Raw genomic sequence first — 17,936 nt, forward strand, 5'->3', positions numbered from 1 at the left:
CTTACAACACACCCACTCCAATATAGCGCATAAACTCAACTTGATTTGATAAGTTAAAATAAAAATACTACTCATTTATGCACCTAAATAGGAAAAAGTAGATATTTTTTTCATTCCACCTTTGACAATTATTAATATACAGCTAACTTTGTTACCAACCTGTTTCAAAGGTTAATTTTAAAATAATTATAAATAGGAACAATAAGATGAAAAAAACACTACTTACTTTGTCTATCATGTCGACGTTTGGTGCTACTACAGTTTTTGCACAAGATGCAACGTATCAAGGCGCAGCCGTGGATGCAGAAATTGCGAATACCTGCATCGTGCGTTTTAAAGATGATGTTTCAAAGTTTGATGTTGAAGGTAAAGCGCGTGGCATGGTCGCAAAAGCGAATGCACAAGCGAAACATGTCTATAAAAATACCATCAAAGGCATGGCTGTGAACATGAGCTGTGACAAAGCTAAATCTGCGTTTGCAGGAAATAGCGATGTGATGCGCTTTACTCCCGATGGTAAAGTGTATGCAAGCCCGGCAAAGGCAAAGGGAAAACCAGGTGGTGGTAGTAACCCACAAACAACACCTTGGAGCGTAACGCGTGTTGGCGGTCCTGTGAATGGTAACGGTTATACCGCTTGGGTTATTGATACCGGTATCGACTTAGATCATCAAGATTTAAACGTTGACGCAAGCCGCGGTTTCTCAGCATTTTCTAGCGGTAGAAATGCAGGTATGGACGACGGCAACGGCCACGGCACACACGTAGCGGGTACGATTGGCGCGCTCGATAACGATATTGATGTAGTGGGAGTTGCAGCTGGCACCACTGTAGTTCCAGTAAAAGTGTTAGATGCTCGCGGCTCAGGCAGCTGGTCAGGTGTTTTAGCTGGTGTTGATCATGTTGCGGTCAATGCAAGTCCTGGCGACTGCGCAAATATGAGCTTGGGTGGCGGCTTCAACCAAGAGCTAAATGATGCCGTTGAAAGCGCAGCTCAACAATCTGGTGCTTTCTTTGTGGTAGCCGCTGGTAACGAAAGCCAGCACGCAGCAAATGTGTCTCCAGCTAGTGCTTCACACAACCGTGTATTCACTATTTCAGCGACCGACTCAAATGACCGTTTTGCAAGCTTCTCAAACTATGGCAATCCACCTGTAGACTATGCAGCTCCTGGTGTTGGCATTTTATCACTTAAAAATGGTGGCGGAACAACGACGATGTCAGGCACTTCAATGGCTTCACCTGCCGCCTGTGCTGTGATCATGATGCGAAATGGTAACCCAGGTACTGATGGTATAGCATCAAACGATCCTGATGGCAATGCAGATAGCATCGTTCATCTTTAATATGGCTTAAGAGCACCTAAAGGTGCTCTTCTCCCTCCCAAACCCCCTTCCCTGCTCAATAAACTATTGTTACAAATAAACACGCCCTATTCTGGAGCTGATGCTTAATATGTTGCTAAACTGAGCACAACAATAACAATCAAATTAACTGGAATCACTATGTCATTACAAAAATGGGGAGGTGTCGCAGCACTCACAGAAGCCGCGACTTATTTGTTTGGCTTTGTATTATTTTTTGGGGTTTTGGACTCAAGTGAGCACAATACGCCAGCGCTTTATCTAGATTTCTTTGTGCAAAATCGCGATACCTTTTTTCTTGGTTATATCGTGATTGGGATTATTTTCAGTTTTGCCCTGATTGTGTTGGTGCAAGCAATTCATCAACGCTTTAACACAGTGTCACCTGAGTTTATGAAGTTTACTAGTGTAGTGGGGTATATTTGGGCTGCGATTGTCCTTGCCAGTACCATGATTTTTTTAACCAGCATTGAAGCGATTGCAAAATTTTATGATACAGATCCGGCGCTTGCACTAACAATAAACCGTACTATCTCGATAGTGGTAGATGCACTAGGGGGCGGCATTGAACTAGTAGGCGCGATTTGGGTGCTGGCAATCAGTTACGCCGGTCTCAAACATAAAATATTTAGCCCACTACTTCATTATTGGGGCTTGCTTGTGAGTCTAGCTGGGATTTTAACTTTATTTTCAGGTGTATCTTTCCTTGCCGAGAACCCATTTTTTGAGGTTACCACGGCTATATTTGGTCTCGGACAAATCCTATGGTTTATTGGATTAGGCGTGATGCTATTGAGGAATAAGACATCATCAGAGGTTGTTCCCGACTAAGTTAAGGTAGATAGCCTAAGCTCAGAATAGTACTCACAGTGGATATTGTGAGGTAATTACCAGAACCACATTTTACTCAGGTTCTGGTAATACTGGGGGCGTACTATCCATATAAGTCAAAAAGTTAGCCCAAAGAGTATGGGTTCTGGTTTTAACTAATTCCTTACGACATTCTATTGCCATCACACCGCGAATAGTGCCTTCTCGCCATTGGGTATATACCGCGTCACAGTGAGCATCGAGATAGCTTTGCCACGCCAACTGCGAGGCTTTAATCGCTTCTACCAGTTGCTCATCAAAAGCATTATGTTCAAGGCTTTTTTGGTAGTAACGTTCAAGTGTTTCAGTTCTCGCGTTAAGCTCACTCATTGCACACTCGTTGATGTCTATGGTTGAGATAGGGTTTTCACACACATCTCCTCCCGCCAACGCAATTTGGCAATTTAATAAAAACAATGCGGCCGCTATTAGTCTCATGGTATTTCCTTTTGTGTTTAACCTTTAATGAGTTTCAACATATTACCGATGGAATCGAGGTTAATTCCACCCATCAGCTCTGGATTATTCAACGCGTAGAGGTAATCTTCTATCAAGGTGCAGTCAACCTCGTCACGCAGTTCAACAAACCCAGCCCAATTTTCGAGCTCATCTTCGTCGATTTCACCACTGAGATATTTTGCTAATACCACACTTAACATCGCCTTGCTGATAGCAAGCGATACTGCGCTGTTATCGCTCAATAGTATATTTAACGCCTGCGCTTTGTGTGGGCCGAATGTAACAAATTCGGCCAGTGCTTGTTGCTTATTCATTATTTTTCTCCAGCTCTGCGACCAAAGCAAATAACTCTCTCAGCCCCGCTTGCTGTTGCTCGACTTCTTGCGCCGCAAAGCCTAAGCGAATATGACTTAAACTGCTAGCCTTATCGAGGGTAAATTCAGGCTCACATTGTACGTAAATCCCGTTTTCAAGAGCTTTTTCAGATAATCTCGAGACGTCGCGTTTGCTGTTTACCCAATACGCCATACCGCCTTGTGGCACTTCAAAGTCAATATCTAACTTGGCTTTAAGCTCGCTTAGGTGCTGAGCCATCGCGTGATGGCGTACTTGATAGGCTTTGGTCATGCGCCGCAAATGGCGCTCAAACCCGCCCTCTTCCATCCAGTAAGCCACAGCCAACTGGGTAAGCGCATCATTTTTGTGATTAAGTAGCTGCTTACGAGCCACCAATTGCGCAAGCACATCTGCCCGCGCACTCATATAACCCACACGAGCACCGGCAAACATGATTTTTGAGAAGGTAGAAATATAAATCACAATACCACTTGGATCGCTTGCCGCCATAGGCTGTAACGGCGGGCAGAGATAATGAAACTCATGGTCGTAATCGTCTTCAATAATAAACACGCCGTACTGCTGGCACAGCTGATAAATCGCCATTCGCCTCGGTACGGACAATGTGACCGTTGTAGGATATTGATGCAGTGGTGTTAAATACAGCAGCTTCACCTTGTTTTGTTCAAGACAGCGCGCCAAAGCCTCCACTTTAATGCCTTCTGCGTCTTGTGCTAAAGCAAAAATTTCAGCACCTGCATTGGTAAAAGTATGCCGAGCAGGTGGATAACCAAGCATTTCGATGGCAACACCATCACCTGGATTAATAAATGCATTTGCCACCAAAGAAAGCGCTTCTTGGGAGCCATTACAAATCAGCAAGTCATCACATACTAGCCCCCTTGCTCGGCGCAAATACGCCTGAATTTGGGATTTCAGCAACTCGCACCCAGCAATGTCTGAATAGTGAAAATGACTGACATTGGTTTTGCGACACGCCTTTACCAAAAACCGCTTAAATTCATCATAGGGAAAGGCATGAAGATCTGGTAAGCCCCCTGCAAAACTATAGCGGTAGGCCGTACGCTTAGTGCTGCTTACTGGAGTCAGTGTTTTAGCAAATTGCGGCACGATTTGTGGTGTAGAAGGCACTTTAGTGTCTATCTGTTGGCTACTGAAAATAGGTAGTTCAGTATTGACTCGATAGCCGCTACGCTCTTTAACCACTAGCCAGCCTTCAGCTACCAAGTTTTGTAGGGCATTCATCACCGTGTGCCGATTCATACCATGTAACTCTGCCAGCTTTCGAGCAGAAGGAAGTTTGTCACCGGGTGTGAGCTTACCTTCAGTAATGGCGCTGCGTAAAACATCCGCTAAGCGCTTATGTTTAGCATCTTGAGACTGTGTTTTTGGGCTAATAGAAATCAAATCTGGTCTAATTAAATTAATAAATCTGGTTGTTTTATATCAACCAAAATCAGCGCAATATGCAAGCATTAAAAACACAGAATGAATGGAATATTGATGCTTTCAAAACAAACGCTAGAATCCAATCGTGTCAAGCTCACTCCTCTTGAAGCGGCGCATTTACCTGAGTTATTGGCTCGAGGCAAAAAAACTGAGATCTGGAAGTGGGTATTTAACAATTATTGTCGCGATCAAAAAACCATAGAGCAATGGTTTTACGGTTCGGCACAGTTTGACGAAAGCGAACAACTTGTTGTTGCAATCATAGATAAAGACTCAGGTAAACTGGCTGGTAATAGCCGCTTGTTTAGACTTGATAAACTCAACCTAAGTGCCGAAATCGGCCACACTTTTATTGGTACTGAATTTCAACGCACGCATGTTAATACCCACGCCAAGTACCTGTTGCTCAAATATGCCTTTGAGGCGATTGGATTGGTACGTGTGCAATTTCAAACGCATGAATGTAATCATAAGTCTCGTAATGCCATCGCACGCCTCGGTGCCCATTTTGAAGGCTTGTCGTTAAAAGATAGACGCCTGCCCGACGGAAGTTACCGTAATACAGCACGATTCGCCATCACCGACGAGATGTGGCCTGAAGTTAAAGCAAGGTTGGAGGAAAGATTATGAGCTACCCAAGAAACTACTACGTTGAAAGCAATCCAAACATACTCAGCTCTGTGATCACAAAACACCCGCTGGCCACGCTGACGGTGATACAGGAAGGCAAGATAAAGACGGTTTTTGTACCGCTAACATTAAGTGATGACCATGCTTATTTACTTGGACACGCTACAAAAGATAACCCAATTTTCCACGCGGACGGTGTTATTCAAGCAATTTTCCACTGTGAAGATCATTACCTCTCACCCGCAGCTATCCCTGACATTAAGCTCCCCACGTGGTTGTACGCAAATGTGATAGTTGAAGGTGAACTCGCGATTATTGCTACTGATGATGAAAAATACGCTTCAATGCAAGCCCAAATAACGCATTTTGAGCAGTTTTCAAATAGTGATTGGCAGCTTGATAGCGTGTCTGCTAATCAGCGCCAATCGCTGTTTAACGCCATTAACTTTTTCAAGATTAAAATCAATTCGATGCATGGCGCTTTTAAGTTAAGCCAAAACCAGTCGAGTGATATTCGCGAAAAAATCAAAATACATTTACAGCCGCTAAAACCTGCGATGCACAGCTTATTTGTATAAATATAGTGACAAAAGTTTAATTTTTAGTTACCTTTTCCTATAATGCAAATCTACACGTCACGTTATCTTTCATTAAATAAGCTTTGGACAAGAGCAAATTATGGAAGGTTTTAACTACTTATTACTGACTTTATTTTAAGGAGAAAATAATGAAAATATTACCTATTTTAGCATCATTGCTCATCCTCAGTGGTTGCGCAACAACAGATTATTCAAAAATAAAAATAAGCACTGCATCACTGTCCAATCTAGAAGTTGAAGAAGTTGGCAACTTACAGCAAAGAAAACATGAAATTAAGGTTTCTTTCGATTACGCTATTGAAAATTTCAGCCCAGAAAACAAGCTATATACTTGCTCAGTTTTGTTTGCCAATATTGATGGAACCTCCGTAACTAGCTTCAGAGGTACAAGCCACCCTTGCATTCTTAACAATACGACTGGAAGCGTTTCTATTACTTGGCCTACACCTGTAGATATAAGCCGCAACGCACCTAAAGTGGTACTATCAAAACTGAAGTATCCAATTGAATACTTTGTTGCAATTCATCAAAAAACAGGCAAAAACTCAAGCGAATTGATTGGCCAGTCTAAACCCTTAACCAGCAAACTATAACCCTCTAGACTGGAGTCAAAGCGCAACATGTCAACTTTGTGCTCCAGCCAATCACTTTTTGCATCAACGGAAAACACAGGTTGATAGACTTTGTGATCACACTAAAAATCTCGCGCATCTAAAGTCAACAACTGAAAACCTCCCCTTGCGAATGCTAAACGTACAAATCTTTAAAGCATTCAAGCTCATATTGCATTCATGGTTAAGATGCTTCAATGGTAAAATCAGCAAGCAATTTCTATTTCAATGCGTTATTTCAAAAACCTAATAACAAAATTTATTTTGATGATGCAGAAGTGGCCGGGCCTGATGGCTGTGCTAGCTTTTTGTAGCGGTATAGCAAGCTTTATTTTGGTTGAACGGAAAGAGTCGTTTTCACAGATCATCGCTCTACTATTACTCACCAGTTGGCTGTGGCTCATTATTGATAACTGGCTACGCGACCAAGTGGAGCAACGCTTTGGTATTGTGTTGTCACCCAACTTTATGCGCTTTGCCCTACAAATGGTGCAACAGGAAAGTCTATTCTTCGCACTGCCTTTTTTCTTGGCTGCCACGACATGGAATCATCCACAGGCTGCATTTACCTGCTTAATTGCACTCTGCGCGTTTATCTCCGTTGTGGACCCGATATATTACAAAAAGCTAGCCCGGCACAATGTGCTGTTTATGGTATTCCACAATTTTGCCTTATTTGTTGTGATTTCAGTTACGCTTCCTATTTTGCTTCACCTGACAACTGACCAAAGTATACAAATAGTGCTAGTCACCGCCATTATTCTTACCCTACCGAGTCTTGGTAATGTCATGCCACACGCAAGATGGTGGCGTTTTCCCTTATTGGCTCTGCTGCTAAGTGCGCTTAGCGCAGGTTTGTGGCAGCTACGTAGCTGGGTCCCCCCTGCAGCCTTACGACTCACCGACATAGCACTGGCTTATGAGGTTGATAGGCAGCAACGAAAACCGATGAACAGTATCCAACACCTCGATACCCATTCGCTTCACGAACAAGGCTTATACAGTTGGAGCGCGGTAAAAGCACCTCGGGGACTAAACGAAAAGATCTTTCACGTGTGGGTACACAACAAACAAGTAGTTGACCGAATTCCGTTAAACATTAGCGGTGGACGCGAGGAAGGCTATCGAGCTTGGAGCCATAAGACCAACTTTCCGGCCGACTCAACGGGTAAGTGGGAGGTGCACGTTGTCACCAGTTCAGGACAACTGATTGGCCTTACAAAATTTACTGTCTGTCCTTAGGAAGTTTTAGGAAATTACAATCAATTACCGACACCGAGGCGCGGTGATAGTTTTATTATGATATGGTTTAGCGCCTCTTTTCTAACTCAAGGAAATCTATGACTGATTTTACCGTTTTACCGGACGAAAACTCAAAGCGATTTGTTGCTGTGCTCAATAAAAAAGTTGAACTTGGTCGGCTTTTTAATGCGCTTGGCCATATGACCGCTGGGCTCATTGACCAAATAGGTAATACCGATGAGCTCTGCTTTTTACCGTATCAAGACAAAGATGGCGGCATTCACCCTTCTATTTCGCACTACCCTTTTATTGTGCTTAAAGCAGATAACAGTAATAAAATCAGAAAAGTGCGAGCAGAGCTTGTGGCTCGTAACATCCCCTTTACTGATTTTACAAATACCATGATTGTTGGCACATCCGAACAGCAAGTAAGCGCCACCGCTGAAACACCAGAACAAGACTTAGAGTACTTTGGCATTTGCATGTTTGGCGATAGCGCAGAGCTTAAAGAATTTACTGGGAAATTCAGCTTGTTTAAATAGTAATAGGCTTATTTTGGTATTACTGATTTTGTTGTAGTTTAGATTTAATTTATGAAACGATTTTCAAGTATTGCGTTGGTAATTGTTGTATTACTAGTCACCCTAAATATGAGTAATTTGCCTTGGGAATTAAGATTTGCGGCTCCTCAGCATAATTACCTTTTCGTTATGATACTGGCCATCATCTTACCCGCTTCAGTGTTGTTGTGGTCGTTATGTCGACGCACCAAGTTACTCAAAGTGTCTGGCTTCTTAGTCGCTTTGGCAGCAGCTGTGCCGAGTTTCATCGTATTCATCTTTGCCGCTGGTGATTATTCCGAGATCAAACAAAGCGGCGTCGACCACTCCTTTGCCGAACTTAATCGACTGAATGTCAATGATGATAACTATGTGCTTTACCGAACCGACCGCGGAGCCACCACCTCATATGGTTTAGTTTTACGCTTAGAGCGAGAAATCGGATTTGGTATTCATGCAGTAAAGGTCGTTCATAGCAAATACAAAGCTGCAGAAGGTCAGCTGGAGTTGCTTTCTGAGAGCCAAATAAAAATGCAGATCCAACCTTACGATACGCAAGACCAAATGGAAGTGGTGGTGTTAGATATTTAAATGCTTTCTATCTCTGTAGCGTGAAATACATCATAAAAGCAACAAGATCGCTGTGTAAAACAGCTCCTACTCGGTAGTGAAGTCATGCTTGTAGGAGGCGATTCACTCGCCGAGCAGTTTATGTTTTTCAACGAATTTTCGATGAAGAAAGCGTCTCTTTTCACCAGCCAAAAATTCAACATAAAAACAACAAGATCGCTGTGTAAAACAGCTCCTACTCGGTAGTGAAGTCATGCTTGTAGGAGGCGATTCACTCGCCGAGCAGTTTATGCTTTTCCAACGAATTTTTGACGAAGAAATCCCCTCATCTCACCAGCCTAAAATTCAATATAAAAACAACAAGATCGCTGTGTAAAACAGCTCCTACTCGATAGTGAAATCATGCTTGTAGGAGGCGATTCACTCGCCGAGCAGTTTATGTTTTCCAACGAATTTTTGACGAAGAAATCCCCTCATCTCACCAGCCTAAAATTCAATATAAAAACAACAAGATCGCTGTGTAAAACAGCTCCTACTCGGTAGTGAAGTCATGCTTGTAGGAGGCGATTCACTCGCCGAGGGTTTAAGTGTTTCGACAGATACTCGTTGAAGAAACCCTCTCATCTCACCAGCGAAAAATACAATACAAAAACAACAAGATCGCTGTGTAAAACAGCTCCTACTCGATAGTGAAATCATGCTTGTAGGAGGCGATTCACTCGCCGAGCAGTTTATGCTTTTCAACGAATTTTCGATGAAGAAAGCGTCTCTTTTCACCAGCCAAAAATTCAACATAAAAACAACAAGATCGCTGTGTAAAACAGCTCCTACCCCGTAGCGTAAATACGCGTGTAGGAGGCGGTTTACCCGCCGAGGGTTTAAGTGTTTCGACAGATACTCGTTGAAGAAACCCTCTCATCTCACCAGCGAAAAATACAATACAAAAACAACAAGATCGCTGTGTAAAACAGCTCCTACCTCAAGGTGAAACCAAGCTAAAAGCCGATACTGGCTTTTTGCTCTTCACATTTAATACTGTTAAATGATTGTCTTACGGGTTCTTAGGCGATTAAAGTTGACGTAAGCCTCTTCACCACAGTCTAATTTAACTGTGAAACCCGAATACTCCTCTTTGATTTCAATGAGTTTTTCGTAATTCTCTTGGAAGTAGGTTTTTGTCGGTATGGATGCGTCTTTAAAGCTGATAAACGCGCCGTATGCCCCTTCTATGGCGGTGTCGCGGCTTACTTCAATCCAATCAAGTGCACGGTTTACGTAACGGTATACCGGATTTGCTTGACCAAGGCGTTTGCTATCGTAGCTGCCGTCGTATTGTAATTCGGTATTCCACCAAGTTTGATATTGAATGGTGTACTGCGCGGTAGTATACGGAAAGGCAACACGATCCTTAGCATCTTCACAAGTATCATTGGCGTAAAACTTACCCGCAATGGCACCTAGAGTGACATAACTAAATAGTCCAAGTGGGGCATTTTGTGCAAACAGTAAAGGCGATGTAAGTGAGCGTAACAGCTCCAACTTGCCTTGTTCGGTAAGACCTGAGTCACGCACTAGCTTTGAGGTAATTTTGTGTGGCGCTGGGGCATCGAAGTCTGGTGTGAATGGTTCACCATCAAGGCTTCTGGCAAGTGTCCCTTTTAACCCCAGTTTTTTGAGATTAGCCAAAGAGTTTCGTGACCAGTCAGACATCAATGCTTCGCTATAATTCTGCTTGGTGTCCGTACCCGTAACTCGCACCTTAGCGGCAGGGAAATACTGCTTTGCAAACTGAATCAGCGTTTTTTCGGAGCCTTGCCAATAACCATACATGGTGCTTGGGTGCTTTAACGTTTTTTCGTAACCAGATGACTTTTTACACTCGCTTATATCTGGGATCGCGTTGATTTTTAGATTAGTACCAACTAAGTTCTCGGTATCCTTTCCCGTGTCGTTAATCGCATCTTCCCACTGGCCAAGCAGTTGCCAAGTTGCTAAGTCTGTAGAGCCAACCGCCCCATTATTCCAGTTAATTTCAAAGCGATGGATTTCTTCAGGTAGCTCAAAAGCTTTGACTCTAAACTCCGTCACTATTCCATAACTTAACGCCCCGCCTCCGCGTAGCGCCCATAAGAGATCTTTGTTTTCAGTTTCAGAGACCTCAACCCTCGAGCCATCTTGCAAAATAACGGTCGCACCAACGAGTGACTCACAACACATCCCTTTTGCTCGCGTCCACGGGCCCCAACCGCCGCCTTGAATATACCCAGCTAATCCGACTGTAGCGCAAGTGCCGTGCGGAATGGTTAACGGCGGAATATCTTTATAACCAGATTCCGCAAGCTTTGGGACTAATTGATAAAAGCGATAGCCCGAGCCAATGTGAGCAATATAGTCATCGCCTTCTTTCTCAATAGAGAAGTCTTTTAAACCGCTTAAATCCAGTAGCACCACATCTGTGCCACTGCACTCCCCTTCATGATCATGGCCGCCAGAGCGCACCCGAATGGGTAAGTTAAACGCTATCGCTTCTTGATAGGCGCGCATTACATCATCGGTGTTATTACACATCACTATCACCGAGGGCGAAAACTGCAATCTTGTGTTAAAGATAAGCGCTTTAGCTTGATATTCTCTAAAGCGCTCCATCGAGGTATCACCCGTTGGCAATAAAGTCAGTAGCTGCTTTGCAGAAAAGCCGTGTTTGCTTTCTAACGCGAGTATAAATCCTTGTGTCGCACGCCAGTAGCGGTCGATACGCTTTTGTGCTTCTTCTAACTGAGATTCAGGGATAGGTTTATTGGATTGTTTAGGCATTATTGTTTCCTTGCGCTGTGCTATTTCCACATGGACAGTCGTCCACTTTGTTACCCGTAATGGCTTCGGCGAGATCTTGTATCGCCGGTGCGAGATCTTTTTTATCAATATTGACTTTAATGAGGTACGGCTTACATGGGTTTTCATGAAGCGTAGCAAAAACCCCATTTAGATCCGCGACGGTCTCTACATTCAAATATTCGACAGAATACGCACTCGCTAATGATTTATAGTCCCAACGATGAAGATCATCAAATGGTGCAAATGCGCCCGCAGGAGTAAACGCACAGATATCAACAAACGACTGCTCAATTGCATACACTTGGTTGCTCATTACAAACACTGCAGTATTGAGTTTGTTATGGCTAATCGTAGACAGTGTTTGGCACATCATCATAAACCCGCCGTCGCCTGCAACCACAACACTACGTCGATTGTCAGCCAAGGCTATGCCAAGTGAACAACCGGTTTCATGACCTAACGACCCCCAAGCAGCGTCACTAATAAAGTGACTTTCTTCAATGCCAGTTAAACGAGCCGCCATATAAAGCGATGAGCTCTCACCTAAAATAAGGTTGAAGTCACGTACCTTTTGGCATTGGGCTAGCTGCTTTTGGTATGTGCAAAAGAAGTTTTCGTAGGTGATGGCATCGCAATCTTGTACGGGACTGTTCAAATAGGGGTTTTCCGGCACCGAGCAAAGCGCACGATGCTGCATCGGGTAATGCTCAATATACACCGTTAAATCATCAATAAACTGTGCTAAATCAATACCACTAAAACGCTCGCAGTTACCAATTCTTGCTTCTCCCATATTCACGCGGATCAATTCGTTACCTTGCGTTTTTAACATGGTCAGGTAATCGTCGGTGAATATCGCTCCCAACGCTAAAATACAATCTCGTTTACTAACAAAATCAAACGTTTCAGGCCATGACGCTTCACCCGCATAGGTGCCAACAAACAGTTCCTTCCCAAGCCCTTGCGCCTCACTTAATACTGATTTGGCTAGCGTGGTCGTGGTATACGGAATATTGAGATTACAGAGCAAGTTCTCGACTTCCCTTTGAATACCGAGCCGCGCAATCTCAATGCCTAATAATACCAGTGGCTTCTCAGCCTCTTTGAGTCGGTTGATTACTTTATCGAGTAAACTTGCCATCATCGCAGGATTAGAAGCAGGTCTTGGGATCACTAAATGACCATCTGGTTTATCACAAGCCGCGCCCCACACATTTTGCCATGCTTCTAAATAAATGGGCCGCTTTTCACTCATGGCAAGGCGTAACGCATTATCAATAATCTCAGGAGCAGAAGCGGGATCCGAAAGAATTTCACTGGCGACAGTGACATTTTCAAACACCTTTTTATCAGCGCTATAGTCGCCGGTAGAGTGATGAAATAATACGCCTGTTTCTTCAATATCTACACGGTTTTCAGCCGACGGGCTTGCCGATATCACTACCACAGGATTGCGCTCGACATAAGCGCCAGCTATCGCGTTTAATACACTGAACGTCCCAACGCCATATTGCACCGATACCGCGCCAATGCCTCGGTATCGTGCATATCCTTCTGCTGCATAACCTGCCCCCAGTTCGGTTACATCGCCTACCGCGTCAATACCAGGAAAGTTATCCAGGGCAGTCATAAAATCTTGCACATAGTCACCTGGCACTTGAAACACCTTATCTAGGCCCAACTGCTTTAGCCGCCACAGTAAATGATCGGCAACCGTAAAGTTAGCGGTACTCATGATTAATACCTCGATAAGCGAACTCAGTGACTTCGTCTAGCGTGTCTGAACTGGCATTTGGCTGTTGCGCTGAGTGCTGACACGAGCATCCACCTTTACGGCAATCTACTGGTAAGTAATTATGGTGTGACTCAAGCCACTGTTCATACTGGGCTTTGTCTTTAGATAACCAATTAGGTGTTGGTAAAGCAAAAAACTCAGCCAATGTCGATTCAGCCGTATTTAACGCCCCTTCTACCCAGCCTTGTTCATAGGAGTACGCTTCGCCAACAATATAGATTTCTTCACTCGCAACAGGGTGGCGCATTCTGCACATGATCTCATCGAGACGATAATTAGCTTTCCACTCATGCCAGCCACCGCCATAAGGGTCATCTCCCCATTCTTGGTAGATTGCAGAATATGGCATTGGGAGCGCTTTTTGATTATGTAACGCTTGAATTTGGCGATGTGCCGCTTCAACCATCCCAGTGGTAATTTGATACTGGTTTTTAGGTACTATCTCATTTTCGGTATAACCTTCTGCACCATAGGCTGGCATAAAGCCTTGGTAGTGCTCGCCTTTTTCTAAGCCTTTCCAGTAAGGGATGGTGCCAATATCATTGTAAGAAGCCATTAGCAGCGAGTTGGTATTAGACTCACCATAAGTGTGCTCTACTTTACACACCCGTTCGCCTTTTTCGTTGGTCTCGTATTCAAGGCATTCTTTTTGATCGCATTCCGTTCCCATGTAATAGGTTTGGCGGATCGGTAAGTCAGTGACAGAGCGACCAGCAACAAGGCCCAAACTGCGCCACCAAGGTTGCTCGTAAGCCATAAACATCTTAATCGCTTTTTGGATAAGCACAGACGGAATATTTTCTTTCAACCAAGGGTCGTCAAAGAACGGCGATTCAATTAGCTCAAGTGAGCGTCTTGGCATAGCCAAAATAAGCCGCTTCACTTTGACGCTATATGCTGGCGCATCTTTATCAACCACTTTCCCAATGCTATTTATTTCCGTTGGTTGAAAAGTGAGCTCATAACGATACTCGCCACAATGATGCAGCTCAATTTTTGCAAGTCGATGCAACATGTTAACGCGCTTACAGCGGTCAAGGCAGCCTGGTGCCGCTGCAAACTCTTCACATAACTTCAGCGGTAATGCCTGAAAACCATCTTTGAGGGTTTTAAATACCGTATCATCGCTATATTCAGTGGCAGGTAACTGAGTAACCGCGCTGGCATTCGCCACATTGGCATCGTAGCCGCCCGCTTCTTTCATAAAGAGATATGCTTCGTTACTCAGCACATGCTCAAGCAAGTTCCAAAAGCCAAAGCGCCAGATTTCCTTGCCAAATACTTTGACTTTCATCTGCTCTGCGAGAGACATATCGGCAAAGCCCGGGCAGATAAGGTTCATGACTTTAACTTGAAGATCTTCCGGTCCATAGCCTCGCTCGGTTTCTTCAAGCTTGTATGGGATTTTGTCTGGACATTCGGCGAAATCACGATATCTAAAATATTGCCCTCGCAGATAAAAAAGGTTGTTTTCACTGCCCGCTTCAGGAGAGCTTTCTACATTTGAGGGGTATAACGGCAACTTTGAGCCCATTGGGAAGTCTTTGGTTTGGAGTTTTAGCTCATCCACCAGCATACTCACCATCACATGATCATCAGGAATGAAGCGCATTCCGCCTAGCTCAGCCACAACGTTGGGCAACCCCGGAAGCGTGCGACTATACAAACGACCACCAATACGATCACTATATTCAAATAAGCCTATGCGATGAGTATCACCAAGTTCTTGTTGAAGACGCCATGCACTATACACACCTGATACACCGCCACCCACAATGGCAATATCTAGTTCTTTATTCATTTTAATATGCTCCTTTAGGCAATTACTTTAAAAGCATATTTAAGGGTGATGATTTTATCTATTACACCGAGTTACAACAGATTACAGAAACATTACGGCAACTACAAAAACCACTTTTCACTAAACACGTATAGATATGTAACTCAATGTTTTTAGCCAAAGCGCTTAGCTAATCGCATTTGTTTTGATTAACGCAAATGCCGTACAAACGGCCATGAATCAACTCGGTGAATAAATCGGCATAGTCCTATTTATTACTTATTTCGTCCAAAATATGTTTATTAATTAAACAAGTCACTTAGCATGTTCTTGCTTTTCCTTATCACCCGTTAACGCTGACTCAATTAAAACAATTGAAATGAAAGTTTCACAAAAAAACTTCTAAAAAACTCAATTTTTACGCAAACAAACATTGACCTTACCACCGTGGCAATCTTTACAGTTATTTAACTTGGTAGATTCATCCTTAAGGTGAAGTTGACTTTTTATTAACCTCACTTTGTTAGTAGGGCATGGAAATTAATTACTTCGTGCGTTACCGGTTTGGCACATGCTTGTCGGTAAACAAACTAATTAGGCCGTTACTCAAAGGTATTAAACACCTTTAACTCAACATATAGATAGAGACTAACGAAATGAAATTAAAAGAAAAAATAGTTGGAAAAGTAGAGCAAAAACTCCTAGAGATGATCCGTATGGATGTCGCTGAACACTACCCGACTGTCTCCGCCTTTTATCTAGAAGGTGGGCATTTTGATCCGCGTTATTCCGCTACCGAATTCTCAATAGATTCAATGGTAAAGGTGTTAAATGTCGCTAACAACGCGATTTTAGAGCACAAGAAAAAACTTAAAGTGGTGCTTGGCGTGTTGATAGACGATCTGGGCTTGCAGTGCGGTAGTGAGTCTTGTGATATTTCTGCATCCCCAGCAATGACCACCGACAGCCAAGGGCTTGCGCCATTACCTGAGGAGTTAGAAGCCGTATTAAGTGATTACAGCATTGTAAAACGCGACCGCTTAGTACTTCAGGGTGAGCGCAATTGTAAAAACCGTGGGATCCAATCTTTACGTAAAATCATCTCGCAAGATTTAGCAAGTTTCCCACAATTGTCACTTGCAACGAGCAACGGCATGACGAAAATTCTATTCGAAAACAGTAAGGGAGTAGACATCGTTTTAGCTGAATCAAAAGATAAGGATGTATGGACTGCAAAATGCCCGCTTATCATGGCGCAACACTATAAAGACACTTACCAAAAAGCACTGAAAATGAACCCTCAGGCAGGGGTATTCCACATTATGGACTTCTCTGAAATGGATGATTTTCACAAAGTCGTGAACGGTACTGAAGTAGCGTTAGGACTTTTCCTACAAGACGAAAGCCTTGGCGACAATATCGTTAAGATCTCCAATATCTTCTTGTCTGACTTTGATATGGAAGATTATTCCATTAACACCCAAACCAGCACCCTAGCCGAAGCTTGCGAAGCGTAACGCATGCATTTATCCGCTTCAATTTGACTGTTGCCCCAATTTTATACGGAGATTTTTTATGTCACTCATTACAGCACTAGAGAGTAAGTCCACCACGGAAGCGTCGCTACGCTTTCCTATCTATTTAGACCATAACGCCACAACACCGTGCGACGAAGCAGTGTTACAAGCCATGTTACCTTACTTTTGTAACGACTTTGGTAATGCTGCGAGCATGTATGGTTTACATGGCTGGAACGCCCATAAAGCGGTCGAACAAGCGCGTGAAAAAATTGCAGATGCCCTTGGCGCACAACCTGAAAATTTTATCTTTACTTCTGGCGCGACTGAAAGCAACAACTTAGGGATCCGCGGCGTGTTTCGTGCTTGTAATCACAAAGGCAAGCACATTATTACTTCGTCGATTGAGCACCCAGCAACGCTTGCAACACTTAGAGATCTAGAACAGGAAGGCGCTAGCGTTTCTTATCTTGAGCCGCTACCAGATGGCAGCTTTGATATCGATGCAATGAAGGCCGCAATCACGCCTGAAACAATTTTAATCACCGTGATGTACGCAAATAACGAAATCGGCACCATTAATCCAATCGACGACATCGCCGTTATTGCAAAGCAACATGACATTCTATTTATGTCTGACGCCACACAAGCGCTTGGCAAGGTCGATATCAATCTGACCACCTGCCCTATTGATATTTTAACTTGCTCGGCACACAAGATTTATGGCCCTAAAGGGGTTGGCGGCCTGTATTTAAGACATCAGCATGGCAACAGAGTGGTTGATATTAGACCGCAGATCACAGGTGGTGGAAGCGAGCAAGGGCTACGCGGTGGCACGCTAAATGTACCTGGCATTGTTGGTTTTGCTAAGGCAGTGGAACTTGCACAGCGAGAACTGAGCAATGGCGCAATTGACAAAGTAGAGCGGTTAAGAGACAAGCTAGAAGATGGTTTATTGGAGCTACAACAGGTGCAAGTCAATGGCATGAGCGAAGAAAGACTTCCGCATGTTTGTAACGTCTCTTTTCATGACACCGACGGTAAAAAAATGCTGAGCTTATTAAAGAAAAGCATTTCAGTCAGTACCGGCTCAGCTTGTTCGTCAAGCAACCTATCGCCAAGCCACGTATTAACCGCACTTGGGCTATCGGATGAACTGGCGCAGGCAACCATACGCTTTAGCCTAGGCAGGCATACTACAGAAGCCGAAATTGACTTCGCACTCAACAAGGTTAGAGAAGTCGCTGCGCTAACTTTACTCGTTTAAATAATACTAAATTATTCCCATTCAAATACTT

At 43.6% G+C, this 17,936-nt stretch carries 16 protein-coding genes; 10 read left to right on the forward strand and 6 right to left on the reverse strand.

Translation table 11 applies throughout. The features are described from left to right. Positions 1–206: 206 nt before the first annotated feature. Both JJQ94_RS02940 and JJQ94_RS02945 read left to right on the forward strand, forming a co-directional pair. A complete protein-coding gene (locus JJQ94_RS02940; RefSeq protein WP_099031262.1) occupies positions 207–1,346 on the forward strand; it encodes a S8 family serine peptidase in 1,140 nt (379 codons plus the stop codon). 159 nt (positions 1,347–1,505) lie between these two features. Then, positions 1,506–2,195, forward strand: coding sequence for a DUF4386 family protein (locus JJQ94_RS02945; protein WP_099031261.1), 690 nt, complete (start codon positions 1,506–1,508; stop codon positions 2,193–2,195). 72 nt (positions 2,196–2,267) lie between these two features. Here JJQ94_RS02945 and JJQ94_RS02950 read toward each other — a convergent pair whose 3' ends face one another. From JJQ94_RS02950 to pdxR, 3 genes are read right to left on the reverse strand one after another with little or no spacing between them, the layout of a single operon-like run. Next, a complete protein-coding gene (locus JJQ94_RS02950; RefSeq protein WP_099031260.1) occupies positions 2,268–2,672 on the reverse strand; it encodes a lysozyme inhibitor LprI family protein in 405 nt (134 codons plus the stop codon). Positions 2,673–2,689: 17 nt separating this feature from the next. Then, positions 2,690–3,007: a hypothetical protein gene (locus tag JJQ94_RS02955; RefSeq protein ID WP_099031259.1), complete on the reverse strand. Its 318-nt coding sequence runs from the start codon at positions 3,005–3,007 to the stop codon at positions 2,690–2,692. Then, entirely contained in the window at positions 3,000–4,457 is a 1,458-nt protein-coding gene (pdxR, locus tag JJQ94_RS02960) for a MocR-like pyridoxine biosynthesis transcription factor PdxR (RefSeq protein ID WP_099031258.1), read from the reverse strand. Before pdxR ends, JJQ94_RS02955 begins: the two co-directional genes overlap by 8 nt. A 96-nt stretch (positions 4,458–4,553) precedes the next feature. Here pdxR and JJQ94_RS02965 point away from each other — a divergent pair, with 96 nt between their 5' ends. The 6 genes from JJQ94_RS02965 to JJQ94_RS02990 all read left to right on the forward strand — a co-directional run bounded on the left by JJQ94_RS02965 (position 4,554) and on the right by JJQ94_RS02990 (position 8,732). Then, positions 4,554–5,129: a GNAT family N-acetyltransferase gene (locus tag JJQ94_RS02965; RefSeq protein WP_099031257.1), complete on the forward strand. Its 576-nt coding sequence runs from the start codon at positions 4,554–4,556 to the stop codon at positions 5,127–5,129. Next, entirely contained in the window at positions 5,126–5,707 is a 582-nt protein-coding gene (locus JJQ94_RS02970) for an FMN-binding negative transcriptional regulator (protein ID WP_099031256.1), read from the forward strand. Before JJQ94_RS02965 ends, JJQ94_RS02970 begins: the two co-directional genes overlap by 4 nt. A 149-nt stretch (positions 5,708–5,856) precedes the next feature. Further along, complete coding sequence (locus JJQ94_RS02975) at positions 5,857–6,321, forward strand: hypothetical protein (RefSeq protein ID WP_099031255.1); 465 nt, start codon at positions 5,857–5,859, stop codon at positions 6,319–6,321. Between the two features lie 246 nt (positions 6,322–6,567). Then, positions 6,568–7,581, forward strand: a complete 1,014-nt coding sequence (locus JJQ94_RS02980) for a DUF5924 family protein (protein WP_172439965.1) — start codon at positions 6,568–6,570, stop codon at positions 7,579–7,581. 98 nt (positions 7,582–7,679) lie between these two features. After that, the gene (locus JJQ94_RS02985; protein ID WP_099031254.1) at positions 7,680–8,123 is read left to right on the forward strand and encodes a DUF2000 domain-containing protein; all 444 of its coding nucleotides are present in this window, start codon (positions 7,680–7,682) and stop codon (positions 8,121–8,123) included. Between the two features lie 51 nt (positions 8,124–8,174). Then, positions 8,175–8,732 (forward strand): hypothetical protein, encoded by a 558-nt coding sequence (locus JJQ94_RS02990; RefSeq protein WP_099031253.1) that lies wholly within the window; start codon positions 8,175–8,177, stop codon positions 8,730–8,732. 1,017 nt (positions 8,733–9,749) lie between these two features. On the opposite strand, the gene JJQ94_RS02995 is transcribed toward JJQ94_RS02990, so the two are convergent. Genes JJQ94_RS02995 through JJQ94_RS03005 form a run of 3 tightly spaced genes read right to left on the reverse strand, consistent with a single transcriptional unit; the run spans position 9,750 to position 15,142 of the window. Beyond that, positions 9,750–11,525, reverse strand: a complete 1,776-nt coding sequence (locus tag JJQ94_RS02995) for an FAD-binding oxidoreductase (protein WP_099031252.1) — start codon at positions 11,523–11,525, stop codon at positions 9,750–9,752. Then, complete coding sequence (locus JJQ94_RS03000) at positions 11,518–13,281, reverse strand: alpha-keto acid decarboxylase family protein (RefSeq protein ID WP_099031251.1); 1,764 nt, start codon at positions 13,279–13,281, stop codon at positions 11,518–11,520. The genes JJQ94_RS02995 and JJQ94_RS03000 overlap by 8 nt, the downstream gene beginning before the upstream one ends. Next, the gene (locus JJQ94_RS03005) at positions 13,268–15,142 is read right to left on the reverse strand and encodes a flavin monoamine oxidase family protein (RefSeq protein WP_099031250.1); all 1,875 of its coding nucleotides are present in this window, start codon (positions 15,140–15,142) and stop codon (positions 13,268–13,270) included. Before JJQ94_RS03005 ends, JJQ94_RS03000 begins: the two co-directional genes overlap by 14 nt. 635 nt (positions 15,143–15,777) lie before the next feature. Between JJQ94_RS03005 and JJQ94_RS03010 the strand changes: the two genes are divergently transcribed. After that, positions 15,778–16,638: a hypothetical protein gene (locus tag JJQ94_RS03010; protein ID WP_099031249.1), complete on the forward strand. Its 861-nt coding sequence runs from the start codon at positions 15,778–15,780 to the stop codon at positions 16,636–16,638. A 58-nt stretch (positions 16,639–16,696) separates the two neighbouring features. Beyond that, the gene (locus JJQ94_RS03015) at positions 16,697–17,905 is read left to right on the forward strand and encodes a cysteine desulfurase family protein (RefSeq protein WP_099031248.1); all 1,209 of its coding nucleotides are present in this window, start codon (positions 16,697–16,699) and stop codon (positions 17,903–17,905) included. Positions 17,906–17,936 lie beyond the last annotated feature (31 nt).

This window comes from Pseudoalteromonas sp. GCY (assembly GCF_016695175.1).
Classification (GTDB): domain Bacteria; phylum Pseudomonadota; class Gammaproteobacteria; order Enterobacterales; family Alteromonadaceae; genus Pseudoalteromonas.

Bases quoted from the DNA above. Each gene is read 5' to 3' on its own strand.
- JJQ94_RS02940 (WP_099031262.1), top strand. From the start codon at position 207: ATGAAAAAAACACTACTTACTTTGTCTATCATGTCGACGTTTGGTGCT.
- JJQ94_RS02945 (WP_099031261.1), top strand. From the start codon at position 1,506: ATGTCATTACAAAAATGGGGAGGTGTCGCAGCACTCACAGAAGCCGCG.
- JJQ94_RS02950 (WP_099031260.1), bottom strand. From the start codon at position 2,672: ATGAGACTAATAGCGGCCGCATTGTTTTTATTAAATTGCCAAATTGCG.
- JJQ94_RS02955 (WP_099031259.1), bottom strand. From the start codon at position 3,007: ATGAATAAGCAACAAGCACTGGCCGAATTTGTTACATTCGGCCCACAC.
- JJQ94_RS02965 (WP_099031257.1), top strand. From the start codon at position 4,554: ATGCTTTCAAAACAAACGCTAGAATCCAATCGTGTCAAGCTCACTCCT.
- JJQ94_RS02970 (WP_099031256.1), top strand. From the start codon at position 5,126: ATGAGCTACCCAAGAAACTACTACGTTGAAAGCAATCCAAACATACTC.
- JJQ94_RS02975 (WP_099031255.1), top strand. From the start codon at position 5,857: ATGAAAATATTACCTATTTTAGCATCATTGCTCATCCTCAGTGGTTGC.
- JJQ94_RS02980 (WP_172439965.1), top strand. From the start codon at position 6,568: ATGCGTTATTTCAAAAACCTAATAACAAAATTTATTTTGATGATGCAG.
- JJQ94_RS02985 (WP_099031254.1), top strand. From the start codon at position 7,680: ATGACTGATTTTACCGTTTTACCGGACGAAAACTCAAAGCGATTTGTT.
- JJQ94_RS02990 (WP_099031253.1), top strand. From the start codon at position 8,175: ATGAAACGATTTTCAAGTATTGCGTTGGTAATTGTTGTATTACTAGTC.
- JJQ94_RS02995 (WP_099031252.1), bottom strand. From the start codon at position 11,525: ATGCCTAAACAATCCAATAAACCTATCCCTGAATCTCAGTTAGAAGAA.
- JJQ94_RS03000 (WP_099031251.1), bottom strand. From the start codon at position 13,281: ATGAGTACCGCTAACTTTACGGTTGCCGATCATTTACTGTGGCGGCTA.
- JJQ94_RS03005 (WP_099031250.1), bottom strand. From the start codon at position 15,142: ATGAATAAAGAACTAGATATTGCCATTGTGGGTGGCGGTGTATCAGGT.
- JJQ94_RS03010 (WP_099031249.1), top strand. From the start codon at position 15,778: ATGAAATTAAAAGAAAAAATAGTTGGAAAAGTAGAGCAAAAACTCCTA.
- JJQ94_RS03015 (WP_099031248.1), top strand. From the start codon at position 16,697: ATGTCACTCATTACAGCACTAGAGAGTAAGTCCACCACGGAAGCGTCG.